17 protein-coding genes are annotated in these 14,864 nt (G+C 75.0%); 6 read left to right on the top strand and 11 right to left on the bottom strand.

Annotated elements, in window-relative coordinates; genetic code table 11:
• Nucleotides 1-2 precede the first annotated feature (2 nt).
• The 10 genes from ACIF6L_RS20795 to ACIF6L_RS20750 all read right to left on the bottom strand — a co-directional run bounded on the left by ACIF6L_RS20795 (nucleotide 3) and on the right by ACIF6L_RS20750 (nucleotide 8,546).
• The gene (locus ACIF6L_RS20795) at nucleotides 3-1,574 is read right to left on the bottom strand and encodes an MFS transporter (protein WP_359807402.1); all 1,572 of its coding nucleotides are present in this window, start codon (nucleotides 1,572-1,574) and stop codon (nucleotides 3-5) included.
• A 65-nt stretch (nucleotides 1,575-1,639) separates the two neighbouring features.
• Nucleotides 1,640-2,194 carry a helix-turn-helix domain-containing protein gene (locus ACIF6L_RS20790; RefSeq protein ID WP_352292334.1) on the bottom strand — a complete coding sequence of 185 codons (555 nt, stop codon included), beginning with the start codon at nucleotides 2,192-2,194 and terminating at the stop codon, nucleotides 1,640-1,642.
• Between the two features lie 214 nt (nucleotides 2,195-2,408).
• Nucleotides 2,409-2,801, bottom strand: coding sequence for a cell division protein SepF (locus ACIF6L_RS20785; protein WP_329486140.1), 393 nt, complete (start codon nucleotides 2,799-2,801; stop codon nucleotides 2,409-2,411).
• Nucleotides 2,802-3,069: 268 nt separating this feature from the next.
• Nucleotides 3,070-3,600, bottom strand: coding sequence for a DinB family protein (locus ACIF6L_RS20780; protein ID WP_396486465.1), 531 nt, complete (start codon nucleotides 3,598-3,600; stop codon nucleotides 3,070-3,072).
• A 92-nt stretch (nucleotides 3,601-3,692) separates the two neighbouring features.
• Complete coding sequence (locus ACIF6L_RS20775) at nucleotides 3,693-4,421, bottom strand: TVP38/TMEM64 family protein (protein WP_396486464.1); 729 nt, start codon at nucleotides 4,419-4,421, stop codon at nucleotides 3,693-3,695.
• 118 nt (nucleotides 4,422-4,539) lie between these two features.
• Nucleotides 4,540-5,106 (bottom strand): RICIN domain-containing protein, encoded by a 567-nt coding sequence (locus ACIF6L_RS20770; protein WP_396486463.1) that lies wholly within the window; start codon nucleotides 5,104-5,106, stop codon nucleotides 4,540-4,542.
• Between the two features lie 43 nt (nucleotides 5,107-5,149).
• Nucleotides 5,150-5,692, bottom strand: a complete 543-nt coding sequence (locus ACIF6L_RS20765; protein ID WP_396486462.1) for an RICIN domain-containing protein — start codon at nucleotides 5,690-5,692, stop codon at nucleotides 5,150-5,152.
• Between the two features lie 82 nt (nucleotides 5,693-5,774).
• Nucleotides 5,775-6,323, bottom strand: a complete 549-nt coding sequence (locus tag ACIF6L_RS20760) for an RICIN domain-containing protein (protein ID WP_396486461.1) — start codon at nucleotides 6,321-6,323, stop codon at nucleotides 5,775-5,777.
• 40 nt (nucleotides 6,324-6,363) lie between these two features.
• Nucleotides 6,364-7,149 (bottom strand): dienelactone hydrolase family protein, encoded by a 786-nt coding sequence (locus ACIF6L_RS20755; RefSeq protein WP_396486460.1) that lies wholly within the window; start codon nucleotides 7,147-7,149, stop codon nucleotides 6,364-6,366.
• A 122-nt stretch (nucleotides 7,150-7,271) separates the two neighbouring features.
• Entirely contained in the window at nucleotides 7,272-8,546 is a 1,275-nt protein-coding gene (locus ACIF6L_RS20750; protein WP_396486459.1) for an MFS transporter, read from the bottom strand.
• A gap of 157 nt (nucleotides 8,547-8,703) precedes the next feature.
• On the opposite strand from ACIF6L_RS20750, the gene ACIF6L_RS20745 reads away from it, so the two are divergent.
• From ACIF6L_RS20745 to ACIF6L_RS20720, 6 genes are all read left to right on the top strand, one after another.
• Nucleotides 8,704-9,897: an ROK family transcriptional regulator gene (locus ACIF6L_RS20745; RefSeq protein ID WP_396486458.1), complete on the top strand. Its 1,194-nt coding sequence runs from the start codon at nucleotides 8,704-8,706 to the stop codon at nucleotides 9,895-9,897.
• A gap of 196 nt (nucleotides 9,898-10,093) precedes the next feature.
• Nucleotides 10,094-10,510: a molybdopterin-binding protein gene (locus tag ACIF6L_RS20740; protein WP_396486457.1), complete on the top strand. Its 417-nt coding sequence runs from the start codon at nucleotides 10,094-10,096 to the stop codon at nucleotides 10,508-10,510.
• Nucleotides 10,511-10,576: 66 nt separating this feature from the next.
• Complete coding sequence (locus ACIF6L_RS20735; RefSeq protein WP_352292314.1) at nucleotides 10,577-11,023, top strand: hypothetical protein; 447 nt, start codon at nucleotides 10,577-10,579, stop codon at nucleotides 11,021-11,023.
• Between the two features lie 8 nt (nucleotides 11,024-11,031).
• Entirely contained in the window at nucleotides 11,032-11,757 is a 726-nt protein-coding gene (locus tag ACIF6L_RS20730; RefSeq protein WP_359807422.1) for a glycerophosphodiester phosphodiesterase, read from the top strand.
• The gene (locus tag ACIF6L_RS20725) at nucleotides 11,754-12,860 is read left to right on the top strand and encodes a winged helix DNA-binding domain-containing protein (protein ID WP_396486456.1); all 1,107 of its coding nucleotides are present in this window, start codon (nucleotides 11,754-11,756) and stop codon (nucleotides 12,858-12,860) included. The genes ACIF6L_RS20730 and ACIF6L_RS20725 overlap by 4 nt, the downstream gene beginning before the upstream one ends.
• 258 nt (nucleotides 12,861-13,118) lie before the next feature.
• Nucleotides 13,119-14,300 (top strand): AI-2E family transporter, encoded by a 1,182-nt coding sequence (locus tag ACIF6L_RS20720; protein ID WP_396486455.1) that lies wholly within the window; start codon nucleotides 13,119-13,121, stop codon nucleotides 14,298-14,300.
• On the opposite strand, the gene ACIF6L_RS20715 is transcribed toward ACIF6L_RS20720, so the two are convergent.
• Complete coding sequence (locus ACIF6L_RS20715) at nucleotides 14,291-14,863, bottom strand: hypothetical protein (RefSeq protein WP_396486454.1); 573 nt, start codon at nucleotides 14,861-14,863, stop codon at nucleotides 14,291-14,293. The genes ACIF6L_RS20720 and ACIF6L_RS20715 overlap by 10 nt on opposite strands.
• Between the last annotated feature and the right edge of the window lies 1 nt (nucleotide 14,864).

Here is a 14,864-nt window from a genome sequence, read left to right as displayed (position 1 = left end):
GGTCAGCGCGCCGCCTTCTCGCGGTCGGGCTGCCGCGCCGCCGCCTCGGCCCGCTCCTGGTCGGCGGCCTTCGGCAGGCCCCGCAGCAGGCGCCAGGCGAGCGCCGAGGCGGCCAGTAGCAGCCCGCCGGCCAGGATCGCGGCGATGTTCATGCCGTGCACGAAGGAGTCGCGGGCGCTGTCCAACAGCGGACCGGCCAGCGTCTGCGGCAGACCGTGCGCCACCTCGACCGCGCCGCCGAGCGACTCGCCGGCCTGGGTGGCGGCGGCCTGGCCCGCCCCGGCCGGCACGGTCAGCCCGCTCGCGTAGAGCGAGCCGACCACCGAGCCCACCAGGGCGATGCCGAGCGCCGTCCCCAGCTCGTAGGCCGTCTCGGAGACCGCCGAGGCGGCACCGGACTTGTCGGCCGGCGCGGCGCCCAGCACCAGGTCGGCGCCGAGCGTGTAGACCACGCCCTCGGCGGTGCCGACGATCAGGAAGGCCGCGGCGAGCACCAGGTAGGTGGAGTCCTGCTGCACCCAGCCGAGCAGGCCGATGCCGGTGCCCATGGCCAGCAGGCCCAGCGTCAGGGTGGCCCGGGCTCCCGCCCGCCGCGCCAACCGAGCGGTCAGCAGACCGCCGACCACGGCTCCGGCGAAGGCCGGCAGCTCGGCCAGACCGGCCTTGAGCGGCTCGTAGCCGCGCACCAGCTGCAGGTACTGCGAGGTCACGAAGACCACGCCGGAGAGCCCGACCAGCGCGGTGAGCGAGGCCAGCACCGCCGCGGTGAAGCGCCGGTCCGAGAAGAGCCGGACGTCCAGCAGCGGGGTGGTCAGGCGCAACTGGCGGCGGACGAAGACGGTCAGTGCGGCGGCGCCCAGCACGGCCGCGACCGGGACGTCCCAGCGCGCCACGCCGTGGGCGGCGGCCTCCTTGATCGCGTAGACCGCGGCGATCACTCCGGTCAGCGAGAGCACCACGGACAGCACGTCCCAGCGGCCCGGCTTCGGGTCCTTGGACTCCGGCAGCAGCCAGGCCCCGAAGACCAGCAGCAGCACCAGGACGGGGATGTTCAGCAGGAACACCGAGCCCCACCAGAAGTGCTCCAGCAGCACCCCGCCGACCACCGGTCCGAGGGCGGCGCCGGCGGTGGCGGCCGCGCCCCAGATGCCGATCGCGGTGGCCCGCTCGCGGTCGTCCGGGAAGAGGCTGCGGATCAGCGACAGGGTGGACGGCATGATGGTCGCCCCGGCCACGCCGAGCAGCGCGCGGGCCAGGATCAGCCAGCCGGCGCTGGGCGCGTAGGCGGCCAGCAGCGAGGCGGCGCCGAACGCGGTGGAGCCGGCCAGCAGCAGCTTCTTGCGGCCGATCCGGTCGCTCAGCGAACCCATGCTGACCAGCAGGCCGGCCAGCACGAAGGAGTAGGCGTCGCCGATCCAGAGCAGCTGCGTGCCGCTGGGGCGCAGCGTCTCGCTGATCGACGGTATCGCGAGGGACAGGACGGTCGCGTCGACGGCGACCAGGGTCACGGCCAGGACGAGGACGGCGAGGCCGATCCAGCGCTGGCGGGGGCGGGTGAGGACGGTGCTGCTCATGGGTATCGGTTTCCGGCCGCTGGTGCGGGCCTGTGGTCCGAGGTGCTGTGGGTTGGGTGGAGGGCTCAGTGCGGCCGCGGCGGTCGCAGCGCGCCGCCGAGGAAGAGCTCGGCGAGCGAGAAGGCGCCGTCCCGGGGGGCGAGCCGGCCGTCCTGGACGGCCCAGCCGACGCCGGCCACCAGGTCGAAGAAGGCCTCGCTGAGCCAGCCGGCGGAGAGCTCGACGCGGAACACGCCCTGCTGCTGGCCGCGCAGGAAGAGCGCCTGCAGCCGGCTGATCTGGGCGTCCCAGAGCTCGTTGATGTCCTCGTCGTCGTACAGCTGGTTCTCGCCGGCCAGGAAGGCGCAGAGCGCGGCGTCCGGCACGATCCGGTCGACCAGGCGGCGCAGCGCGGCGTGCGCGTCGCCGTCCTCGACGGCGGCCGCGTCCAGGGCGGCGCCGAAGGTGCGCAGGCCGAGCAGGCCGACCTCGCGGATCAGCGCCTCGCGGCCGGGGAAGAGCCGGTGCAGCGTGGCGCGGCTGATGCCCGCGGCCCGGGCGATCTCGTCCAGATGGGCGGTCGGGCGGCGGGAGAGCACGCCCACGGCGGCTTCGAGGACGGAGTCGCGGTCGGTGGCCATGGGGCGAGTCTACGCCAAATGAGACGTCTGTGTCTCAATCTTTTCTTGGATGCCTCAGTCGAGGCCCCGGTGTCGTGGCGGGGTCCGTGGGGCCGGTGGGGCGGGTGGGGCACGGAGCCAGTGGGGCCGGGCCCGGTGGGCGTCCGGGCATGCAAAACCGGGGACGGCGGTGGCCGTCCCCGGTCGCGGGTCTGGTGCCGGCGATCGCTGCCGGTCAGCTCTGGTTGTAGAACCCGGTCTCGTCCAGCGGTCGGTCGATGACCATCACCTCGACGTCCGCCGGCGTGAGCAGGAAGACCCGGCGGGCGATCCGCTCGATCCCGCCGCAGGTGCCGAAGATCAGCCCGGAGGCGAAGTCGACCATGCGCTTGGCCTCGGCCTCGTCCATCTCGGTGAGGTCCATGACCACCGGGATGCTCGCCCGGATGTGCTCGCCGACCGTTCGCGCGGCCTCGAAGCCCGTCGGCCGCAGGGAGACGATCTTCGTGGGAGCCGGGGAGGACGGTACCGTCTCCTGCTCGATCCACTCGTCGTCGTACACCGCGGCCGGGTAGTTCCCGGAGGGCATCAGCCACCCGTTGTGGTGCTCGTCGCGAAGTGCTCCCATGCCGCGCCTCCCTGCCTCGTTCCGTACAGGTCCCCCGGTGCGCGTGTCCTTTTGACACGTCATCCACTCGTCGGAACTGTCCGAGTATCGCACTGATCACCGGTCCCGTGCCCGCTCGCGACCCCCGTACGAGTCGTGCCGCGCCGGAAACCCGGGCGAACCCGGGCAACAGTTGCGACGCAGCGGAACGGCGGACGGTTGCGCGCGTAGACCATATCGGTCGCGGTCACCGCCGAATTGACCTTCTGTCAACGATGTGGGAACGATTTCACTCGCCGGTGACGCCGTCGACCAATTCGCGCAGCAGATCCGCGTGACCGTTGTGCCGGGCGTACTCCTCGATCATGTGGACCAGGATCCAGCGGAGCGTCACCTCCCGTCCCTGGCGCGGTCGCTTGCCGACCGTCTCCGGCGGCAGGCCCTCGCAGGCGGCCCGGGCGGCCGTGATCTGCCCCTGCCAGGTGGCGAAGTCCTCCGCGGCGTCGGCGGAGTCGACGAAGTCGAAGTCGCCGTCCGGGTGCTGCTCGGTCCAGTAGAGGCCCGCGGTGCCGGGCTCCTCGCCGAGCAGGATGATCCGGAACCAGTAGCGCTCGACCTCCGCCATGTGCCGGACCAGGCCGAGCAGCGAGAGCGAGGACGGCGGGACGGCGCGCAGCCGCAGTTGGTCGGTGCCCAGCCCCTCGCACTTGCGGGCGAGGGTGGCGCGGTGGAACTCCAGCCACGCGGTGAGCATCGCCGTCTCGTCCGCCGCGAACGGGGGCTCGGGCCGGTCGACGGCGGGGATCGGGTCGTTGGTCATGGCGGCCATCCTGGCGCACCCGGTGGGGCCGGGGCGACCGAATAGTCGCCGGGCGCGCCGGGCGATCCGGGCCGCCGGTCGGGCTGTCCGGCTCAGGCCTGCGGGACGCGGCGGCGGGCGGCCGCCCGCCACACCGACACCAGGCTGCCGACGGCCAGGACGGCGATCGCGCCGGCCGACAGCAGGAAGGCGGCCGAACCCGGCTCCCCGGCGCTGGCCGCGGCCGTGACGTACACCGCCGTGGTCGGTACCACGCCGATCGCGGTGGCGGTCAGGAACGGCAGGAACCGCACGCCGGAGAACGCGGCGCCGTAGTTGCCGGCCTGGAACGGCAGCCCGGGCAGCAGGCGCAGCAGCAGCACGCTGCGGAACCCCTGCTCGGTGAACCGCCGGTCCAGCGCGGTCAGCAGGCGTCCGCGCAGATAGGGGCGGAGGGCGTCGCGGCCGAGCAGCCGGCCCAGGGCGAAGGCCGCCGCCGCGCCCAGGGTGGTGCCGAGCACGGCCAGCAGGATGCCCTGCTGGATGCCGAGCAGCAGTCCCGCCGCCGCGTTGAGCGCCGGGCGGGGTACGAAGGCCAGCGTGCCGACCGCGTAGACCGCGGTGAACGCGGGTGCCAGCCAGTACCCCGGCACCCCGGCCGGGAGCCCGTCGGAGAGCAGCGCCGACGGGCTCCAGAGCAGCAGCGAGCCGGCCGCCGCGGCGAGGATCACCACCAGCAGGGCGAACCGCGGCCAGGGCGCGCGCAGCCGCGACGCGGGCCGGGGCGGCATCGGGTCGGGCGTCGGCGGGGGCGCGGGCGATGCGGGTGCGGGTGCGGGCACCGCCCGAGCCTAACCGGACGGCTCGGCGCGCCGGGCGGTGGGTTCACCCCGGTGACCCCCCGGCGACCGGCCGGTCACCGGGCGGCCCGGAGGCGGCGGCTTCTGACGCGGCCGCCGGTCAGCTGTGCGTGCCGTGCTGGGCGGGGGAGTAGATCCAGGCCTGGTTGAAGCCGTAGTTGCGCTCCCACTGGATGATCGGGGTGCCGTCGGCGGGGTTGGTCCCGGGGAGGTCCAGCACGAGGCCGCTGCTGCGGTTGGTCAGCGAGCGGATGCCGCTGTGGTGGACGACGGTCTCCGACCAGATCTGGTTGAGCCCGCCGTTGCAGTCCCACTGGTCGGCCTGGACGCCCCAGGCGGTGCTGAAGCCGGGGATCTCCAGGCACTTGCCGCTGTGGACGTTGACGAGCTGGTTCGCGTCGGTCCAGGCCCACTTCTGGTTGTCGCCGCCGGTGCAGGTCCACTGGCGGATCGGGGCGCCGTCGTCGGTGCGCCAGTCGGTGACCTCCAGACACTTGTTGGTGATGGCGTTGCGGACCTCGGTCGGGCTGGTCACGACGACCGGGACGGAGGCCTGCGCCGTGGTCGGGACGGCGGCGGTGAGCACGCCGGCCGCGGCGAGCGCCGCGGTGGCCGCGCCGAGGCGCTGGAGCGGGGTGCGGAGCTGAGCGGTGTGGAGCGCGGTCATCGGATCCCCCTGGTGTCGGGTGGTCGGGCGGGCTTCGGCATGGTCAGTGGTGCGGTCCGGGCGGGAACGGCGAGTAGTACCAGACCTGGTTGTCCGCCCCGTTGAGGCCCCACTGGATCACCGGCGCGCCGTCGGCGGTGCTGCCACCGGCCACGTCGAGGTAGCGGCCGCTGTGGGCGTTGACGAGGTGGCGGAGCCCGCTGTGCAACCGGCTCGCGTCGCTCCAGACCTGGTTCGCGCCGCCGTTGCAGGTCCACTGGCCGACCGCGGTGCCGGGTTCGCCGCTGTACCCCGGGATCTCCAGGCACTTGCCGCTGTGGACGTTGACGAGCTGGTCGGCGTCGGTCCAGACCCACTTCTGGTTGTCGCCGCCGGTGCAGGTCCACTGGCGGACCGGGGCGCCGTCGTCGGTGCGCCAGTCGGCCGCCTCCAGGCACTTGTAGGTGGCGAGGTTCCCGATCTGGAAGGGGGCGGAGGTCGCCGCCCGGGCCGGGCCGGCCGGTGCGGCGACGGCCAGGCCGGTTGCGAGGGCGAGGGCGGTGACGGTCGGGACGAGGCGTCGCCCCGTGGTGGAGCGGTCGGTCATCTGGTCCCCCTGGTTCGGTGCGGTGCTCGGGTCTGCCGGGGTGCCCGGCGGGGTGGCGGTGCTCCCCGCCGGGGCGCCGGCTCTACAGCACCACGGACGGGTTGAAGTACCAGCGCTGGTTGGACACGCCGGTCGGGTACCACTGGATCACCGGGGCACCGTCGGCGGCGGTCCCGCTGTTGACGTCGAGCACGAGGTCGCTGTGGAAGTTGACGACGGCCAGCGAGCCCTGGCTGTCGTTGACGACCCCCCAGCGCTGGTTGGCGCCCTTGTCGCAGGTCCACTGGTCGGCCCGGGCGGCCGGGGCGGTGGAGTAGCCGGGGATCTCCAGGCACTTGCCGCTGTGGACGTTGACGGCGTAGCCGTCGGTGAACCGCCACTTCTGGTTGTCGCCGCCGGTGCAGGTCCACTGGCGGACCGGGGCGCCGTCGTCGGTGCGCCAGTCGGCGACCTCCAGGCACTTGCCGCTCGACTGCACCCGGACCTCGACGTCGGTGGCGGTGCTGATCGGCTTGTAGTTCATGCCCGCCGCCGAGGCGGGCGCGGCGGCCGCCAGGGCGCCGCCGAGGGCGAGGGTGACGACGGCGGCGGCGGAGCCGACGCGTCGCTTGCTGATGGTTCGGCCGGTCATGAGTCCCCCTGTGCTGTGGACGTGACGGTCGCCGGCCGGGTCAGGCCGCTCCGGACGGGCCCGGGGCGGCGGCGAAGGCCAGCAGGCGCAGCCAGGACTCCCTGGCCGCGTCGGTGTGTTCGACGGCGCCCAGTTCGAAAAAGTTGTGCGGCGCCTGAGGAAAAGTCATGAACTCGTGTGAACAGCCGGCTGCCGTGAGGGCCGCGTCGAAGGCGGCGACCGTCTCGGCGGGGATGTGCTCGTCGGCGCCGCCCCAGAAGGCGAGCACGGGGGCGGTCAGGCCGGGGGCGAGCTGGGTGGGGCCGGGGGCGCCGTTGATGGCGTCGGGGTAGCCGTAGTAGCCGATCACACCGGCGAGCCCGAACCGGGGGGCGGCGGCCCGGAACGCCTGGCGGCCGCCGAAGCAGAAGCCCAGGGCGACGACCTCGGTGACGCCGGTCGCGCGCAGCCGGCCGATGCCCGCGGTGAGGTCGGCGTCGAGGCCGTCCGGGGTGAGGGCGAGCAGGTGCGGCAGCAGGTGCGGGAGCTCGCCGAATTCCGGCCCGCGCTCCCGCGGCCCGGCGCCGGCGGTGCGCCCGTAGTAATCGACGGCGAGTGCCGGGTGGCCCTGTTCGGCGAGCCGGACGGCGGTCGCCCGGTAGAAATCGGAAAGGCCCCGGTTGTCCGGCAGGACGAGTACGCCGCGGCCGGTCGGCCGGACCGGCCGGGCCAGGAAGGCGGCGAATTCCGTGCCGTCGCCGGAAACGAGGGTGAGATCGGCGGATTCGGCCAGGGTGCTGCCGGCGGCGGTGAAGGCGGGGGGCGCGGAGTCGGCGTCGTAGCACACGGGAGAATTCCTCCACTGGTCGCGGAACTGCCGGATGCTCCATGCATCCGGCAGTCGGCGATATTAGCGAAGAATTCAATTGTGCGGTGCTACTATATCGCCCGAGAATTACCTTGGCAAGGCTATTTCGAGGACGGTGCGATCACATTTTCGGTGGCCCGCTTCCCGGTGGTCGGCGGGTGGTCGGTGGCCGCCGCCCCGGCGCCCGGCTCGGCCCGGCGCAGGGCGCCGGCGCTCAGCAGCAGGGCGAAGGCGAGCGCCGCGACCACGCCGAAGGAGACGGTGAGCGAGGTGGCCTGGGCGAGCGCCCCGATGATGGCCGGCGCCACCAGGCCCGAGGTGTAGGTGACCGTCGCGACGCCGGCGATGGCCTGGCTCGGGTTGGTACCGATCCGGCCGGCGGCCGCGAAGGCGAGCGGGACGACGACGGCGATGCCGATGCCGATCAGCGCGAACCCCGCGATGGCCGGGGCCGGGCTGTCGGCGAGGACCACCAGGACGCCGCCCGTGGTGGCGACCGCGCCGCTGATCCTGGTCGCCCGCACGGCGCCCAGGCGGCGGATCGCCGCGTCGCCCGCCAGCCGGCTGGCGGCCATGGTGAGCGCGAACGCGGTGTACGAGGCGGCCGCGACGGTGGCCGAGGCGCCGGTGACGTCCTTGAGGTAGACGCCGCTCCAGTCCATCGAGGCGCCCTCGGCGAACACCGCGCAGAAGCCCACCAGGCCGATCACGAGCGAGCTGCGCGGCGGCAGGGCGAAGCGCGGCGGGGCCTCGTCCTCCTCGGCCGCCCGCAGGTCGGGCAGGCCCCGGCAGACCGGCTGGGCCAGGCAGAGGAGCACCACGGCGGTGACGGCCAGCTGGAGCCGGGCGTCGAGGTCCTGGTGGGCGGCGAGGATGCCGAAGGCCGAGGCCACCAGCCCGCCCGCGCTCCACATCCCGTGCAGTCCGGACATGATCGAGCGGCCCAGCCGCTGTTCGACCTCCACGCCCTGGGCGTTCATCGCCACGTCCGCCATGCCCGCCGTCGCACCGTAGGCGAGCAGGAACAGGCAGAGCAGCGGCAGCGAGGGGGCGAGGGCGGGGAGGGTGAGCGCCAGGCACCAGATCGACAGCAGCCCGCGCACCGCGGCCCGGCCCCCGTAGCGGTGGACGAACCGGCCGGCCAGCGGCATCGCGAGGGAGGAGCCGATGGCCGGCATCACCAGGGCGAGCCCGAGCTGGCCGGGGGAGAGGTCCAGCCGGTCCTGGAGCCAGGGGATGCGGGTGACGAAGGTGCCGCCGACCGCGCCGTGCACGGCGAAGACCAGCGCGATGCTCGCCCTGGCGCGGCGCGGGTGCGCCAGGGGCCCGGCGGCCGGCCGGCCGTGGGGTGGTCCTGTGGTCAGGCTGTCGGTCATCCGGTGTTCCCTCCCGGCCGCGCCGTGGCGCGACGGTGCCCTGTGGGTGGTTCCTGTTGAGTGATGCCCGCCATCGCGTGGTTCGTGCGCGGGTGTCGTCGTCCGATAAATTATCAGGAAGGGACCCTGATAGAAACACTCTGGAAGGATGACGCCCATGACCACCGTGCGTACGGCCACGCCGAGCACCGCCCGGGCGATCAACGACCGGCTGGCGCTCAACCTGCTGCTCGACCAGGGGCCACTGACCGCCACCGAGCTCCGCGACCTCACCGGGCTCTCCCGCCCCACCGTCGCCGACCTGCTGGAACGACTGCAGCGGACCGGCCTGGTCGCCGTGGTCGGCGAGCGCGGCGAGCAGCGGCGCGGCCCCAACGCCCGGCTGTACGCGCTGGTCGCCTCGCGCGCCCACCTCGCCGCGATCGACGTCCGGGCGGGCGGGGTCAGCCTGGTCGTCGCCGACCTGACCGGGCACACCCTGGCCTCCGCCGAGCTGGCCGTCGAGGGCCGGGGCGACGCCGGTACGGCGGAACGGATCGTCCGCACCCTGCGCGAGACCGCGGGCCGGGCCGGGGTGGACCGGCTGCACACCGTCGCCGTCGGCGCCCCCGGGCTGGTCGCCCCCGCCACCGGCCGGCTCTACAGCACCGGTGCGCTGCCGAGCTGGCACGCCGAACTGCTCACCGCCCTGGAGGCACTGCCCGGCACCGAGGTGATCCTGGAGAACGAGGTCAACCTGGCCGGCCGCGCCGAGTACCGGATCGGCGTCGCCCGGGGGCAGCAGACCTTCGTCCTGATCTGGCTCGGCCACAGCGTCGGTGCCGCGGTGATCCTCGACGGGAGGCTGCGCCGCGGCGCCTCCGGCGGCACCGGCGAGATCTGCTTCCTGCCCGTCCCCGGCACCGCGGGCCTGCCCAGCGCCGCCGGGTGCGAGGGCGGGTTCCACGGCCTGGTCGGCAGCGCGGCGGTCTGCGGCCTCGCCCGCGCCCACGGTCTGCCCGCCGGCCCGGCCGACGACGCCGAGGCCGCCGAGGCCGCCGTCCGGACGGCGCTCGGCGCGTGCGGCGAGGGCGAGCCGGGCGGGCCGTTCCTGGACGAGCTGGCCGAGCGGATCGCGGTCGGCGCCTCGGCGGTCTGCGTCGTCCTCGACCCGGGCTGTGTCGTCCTCGGCGGCGAGGTCGGCCGGGCCGGCGGGGCCGAGCTCGCCGGCCGGGTCGAACGCCGCCTGGCCGGGCTCTCCCCGCTGCGCACCGAGGTCCGGGCCGGTACGGCGGGCGGCGGCGCGGTGCTCGCCGGCGCCGTCCTCACCGCCGGCGACGCCGTCCGGCGCGACCTCTTCGGCGAGCCCTAGGCGCACCGGACCGGGCGCGGGGGGCGGCCCCGGCGGGCGTACGGTGCTCCGCTTGGCCGGGCGGGCGGCCGGTACGGCAGGATGGCGGGGGCGGCCGGACCAGCGCCGCCGCCCCGCCGGGAAGCCGGACGGGGTGTCACACGTGACACCGCACGTGCCACCGGACGTGCTACCGAACCACCGTCAGGAGTCGCACATGGGCCAGTCCGACGCGCCGGTCAACCCGTACCGGATCGGCGAGGCCGCGGCGATGCTCGGTGTGAGCTCGGACACCATGCGGCGCTGGGTGGACGCCGGCCGGGTCGCCGCCGGGCGGGACGAGCACGGCCACCGGATCATCCCCGGCGCCCAGTTGGCCGCCTTCGCCCGGGAGCTCGCCCGGCCCGAGAACGCCGAGGCCGAGGGGCGGCCGTCCTCGGCCCGCAACCGGTTCCCCGGCATCGTCACCGATGTGGTGCTCGGTGACGTGGCCGCGCAGGTCGAGATCCAGGCCGGGCCGTTCCGGGTGGTCTCGCTGATCAGCCGGGAGTCGGCGGAGGAGCTCCGGCTGGTGCCCGGAGCGCCCGCGACGGCGGTCATCAAGTCGACCAATGTGATGGTCGAACTGCGCTGACCACCCGCCCGGGGAGAGCCGGGCGAGCGCACAGCCGAACCCCGCCGACGAGAGGACCGCCACTCGATGCCCCACCCGCCGCTGCCGTCCACCCAGAGCGCCGTGTTCGCGGTCGAGGCGATGGCCGCCCGGCACGGCCGCGAGGTGCGCGCCTCCCACGACATCGGGCGCGACCAGACCTTCGCCGGACTGGTCGGCGGCCACGACCGCGCCGAAGGACTCGACGCGATCCCGCACGAGGCCCTGCTGGAGATCACCGGCCGCCCCGGGCTCACCGTCCGGCTCTTCGTCCACGACGAGGCGGTCGTCACCGTCGAGGACATCGCCTTCGACGTACCGCGCGACAGCGTGCCCGCCTTCCTCGACGCGGTCTGGAGCGGGCTGGTCCACGTGAAGCAGCGGACCTTCCCGCCCTCCTGCACGCTGATCGTCACCGTGCCGGGCGAGCCGAGCTACCGCGAGTCCGTCACCCACCAGTACCTGTCCCCGTGGCTCGCGGGGCTGATCCGATGAGGGCCCCGATGAACCCCACCGCCGGCTCCAACGCCACCCGTCGCCCGGTGCTCGCCGTCGCCCACCGGGGCGACCCGTACCGGTACCGCGAGAACACCCTGCCCTCCGTCGAGTCCGCGCTGGCCGCCGGCGCCGACGCGGTGGAGGTCGACGTCCGGCTCACCCGCGACGGCGTGCCCGTCCTGCTGCACGACGCGACCCTCGAACGGCTCTGGGGCGATCCCCGCGCCCTCCGCCGGGTCACCCTCGACCAGCTCGACGAGCTGCGCGACGGCGACCTCGCCGTGCCCACGCTCGCCGAGGCGCTCAAGGCCGCGGCCGCCTCCCCGGCCGCCCGGCTGCTGATCGACCTGGACGACCCGCACCCCGTCGCCGCCGCCTGGGAGGCCGTCACCGGACTCGGCGCCGAGCACCGGGTCGGCTTCTGCGGCCCCGCCACCGCGATGCTCGCCGTCCGCGCGCTCGCCCCCGACGCCGAGATCGCGCTGACCTGGAAGCAGCCGCGACTGCCCGCCCGCGCCCTGCTGGACGACCTGCGCCCGCGCTACCTCAACCCGCCGTTCGGCCTGGCCACCGCCGAGTTCACCGCCGCCGCCCACGGCGCCGGCCTCGCCGTCTCCACCTGGACCGCGGACCTGCGCCGCACCATGCGCCGGCTGCGTGCCGCCGGGGTGGACTCGATCACCAGCAACCGGATCGGCGTGCTGCGCGACGTGCTGGACGGCCGCCGGTGACCGGACCGCCCGTCCTCGGGACCCGCGCGCTCGGCCGCGCCCTGCTGGCCCGTCAGCACCTGCTCGCCCGCAGCGCCATGACGCCGGCCGCGATGGTCGGCCACCTGGGCGGGCTGCAGGCCCAGGCCGTGCCGCAGCCGCCCTACCTGGGGCTGCTCAGCCGGCTGGCGGGCTTCACGCCCGACCTGCTCGACGACCTGTTCCAGCGGCGCGAGGTGGTCCGGATCGCCCTCCACCGCGGCACCATCCACCTGGTGACGGCGGACGACTGCCGGACGCTGCGCCCGCTCGTCCAGCCGGTGCTCGACCAGGGCCTGCGCTCCGCCTATGGCAAGCGGCTCGCCGGGCTGGACCTCACCGCGCTCGCCGACGAGGCGCGGGTGCTGCTGGAGGAGCGGCCGCTGACCTTCCAGCAGCTCGGCGGGGTGCTCGCCGCCGGCCGGCCCGACCGCGACCCCGCCGCCCTGGCCCAGGCCGCGCGCTGCCTGCTGCCGCTCGTTCAGGTGCCGCCGCGCGGCCTCTGGGGCCGGAGCGGGGCGGCGGCGCACACCACCGCCGAGTCCTGGCTGGGCCGGCCCTTGGACCGGGCGCCCTCGCTGGACGCGCTGGCCCTGCGCTACCTCGCCGCCTTCGGGCCGGCGACCGTCGCCGACCTGCAGAAGTGGTGCGGGCTCAGCCGGCTGGGCGCGGTGCTGAAGCGGCTCGCGCCGGAGCTGGTCACCTTCCGCGACGAGCACGGCCGGCTGCTGTACGACCTGCCGGGGGCGCCCCGGCCCGACCCGGCCGTCCCGGCGCCCGTCCGGTTGCTGGCGCCCTTCGACAACCTGCTGCTCTCGCACGCCGACCGCACCCGGGTGCTGCCCGAGGAGTACCGGCCCCGGGTGATGACCCAGAACGGCATCGTGCTCGGGACGGTGCTGGTCGACGGCCTGGTCGCCGGGAGCTGGCAGCTGACCGAGGGCCCGGCCGGTGAGCGGGCGGTGGCGGTCCGTCCGTTCGCGGCGCTCGGCCGGGATGACCGGCGGGCGGCGGAGGCGGAGGCCGAGCGGGTGCTGGCCTTCGCCGGCGGGGGCGGGGCGGTCCGCTTCGAGGAGGCCGGGTAGGTCCGGCGTTCGACCGGGCCACAGGGGTGCGAGGCGCCGTTCCCGATGGGGTGAGGCTCCGCGATTCCTCCGGGCCCGGCCGGGCCGGGGCCGGTTGAATCGGCTCTGCCGGTGGTCGGCGACGGGCGTGGACGTCCGGAAGCCCGATCCCGCCGTGCGGTCGCGCCGGGCACGCCAGGGGTCGGACATAACGGGCGATCGGTCAGATCATCTGCTGAGATGGGGAAATTGGACCGGTCGAGCCAGGCGGAGGTGGACATGGCGGGGGAGCTTCCGCCCGACAGGGCTCCCGGCGAGCGGTGGGCGGACCACCGCAGGCCCTATCTGATGCTGCCGCCCCCGGTCCGGGCGGCGGCCGCCTGGTCGGTCGCGGTCATCCTCCTGATCACCGTCGCCTCGCTGGTCGTCTTCGCCCTGGTCGAACTGCGCGCGGCGACCGTGCCGGTCATCCTGGCGCTGCTCGGCACCTCGCTGCTCTACCCCGTGATGCCGTGGCTGGTCCGCCGCGGGCTCGGCCGCGGCGCCGCCGCCGGGCTGACCTGCGCCCTCCTGGTCGCCGCCGTCGGCGGGGTGATCGCCCTGCTCGTCAACTCGCTGGTGCACAGCGCCCCGCAGATCGCCGAGTCGCTCCAGGAGGCCGGCGACCGGCTCGCCGACTGGCTCGGACCGGTCGGCGAGAAGATCCGCCACGCGCTGGACAACGCCTCGGGCGAGACCAGCTCGCTGATCTCCACGGTGACCAACGGCGTGCTCTCCGGCCTCGGCCTCGCCACCCAGATCCTCACCGGCGCCGTGCTGGCGCTCGCCCTGGTCTTCTTCTTCCTCCGCGACGGTCACCGCACCCCGGAGGCGCTCCGCGCGCACCTCCCGGGCGGCGGCGCCGAGACGGTCGTCGCCTGCGCGGACCGGGCGTTCGAGGCGATGGCCGGCTTCATGCGGGGCACCACCCTGATCGCCCTGATCGACGCCTTCTTCATCACCGTCGGCCTGCTCGTGCTCGACATCCCCGGGGCGCCCGGGCTCGGCGCGCTGGTGTTCATGGGCGCGTACATCCCGTTCGTCGGGGCCTTCCTCTCCGGGACGGTCGCCGTCCTGGTCGCGCTGGCCGACGGGGGGCTGGGGACGGCGCTCTGGGCGCTCGGCATCGTCCTCGCCGTCCAGGTCGTCGAGGGGAACATCCTCCAGCCCGTGATCCAGAGCCGCACCGTCGAGCTGCACCCGGCCACCATCATGGTCGCCGTGGTGGCGGGTGCCGGAATCGCGGGCATCCTGGGGGCGCTGCTGGCCGTCCCGATCTGCGCCGCCGGGGTGGGCGTGGTCTCCGTCCTGCGCGGCACCGCGGACCCCGTCGGCCGCGGCCTACGCGGGGCGGCTCCGGCCGGCGCGGGCGGGGACGACCGCGAGGACGGGGACGCCGGAGGGGAGCCGGGTCAGGAGTAGGCCACCGGGCAGCCGCGCCGGAGCGCGTGCTCGGCCGCCCGCAGGTAGACCGCGGTGTAGTAGGCGGCGTCCAGGTCCTCGCTCCAGGGGCCGGGGGCGGTGGCGGCCGCGACGGCCGCCGGGCCGTCGAACCAGCGGCCCAGGTCGAGGCCGTCGCAGTGCTCGGGTATCCCGGCGGGCAGCGCGAGCCGGTCGGCGAGGCGCCGGGCGGCGGCGAGCGCCCGCCGGGCGCCGCCGACCGTCGTCGGGTCGTCGTCCTCCGACCGCGCCGGCAGGACCACGGAGTCGGCGAGGTCGACCGGCAGCAGTACCTCCCAGCCGAGCAGCGCCTCGTGGGTGTCGTCGGACCGCGCCCGGCAGAGCCGGTCGAAGCTGCCGATCGGACGGTGGAGCTTCTCCTCGAACCGGGTGCCGGGGCGCCGTCGGGCCCGGACGGGCTCCGGACAGACGAACGGCGCCAGGCCGCGCCGGCCCAGCTCGGCGTCGACCGCCCCGGCCACCGGCCCGAGCACCTCCTCGTCGCGCCAGTCGTCGGCGGCCACGCTCACCAGGTAGATCCCCATG

Origin of the sequence: Kitasatospora sp. NPDC086009 (assembly GCF_044540385.1) — a bacterium.
Taxonomy (GTDB): Bacteria; Actinomycetota; Actinomycetes; order Streptomycetales; family Streptomycetaceae; genus Kitasatospora.
This window is presented reverse-complemented; position numbering and strand designations above follow the sequence as displayed.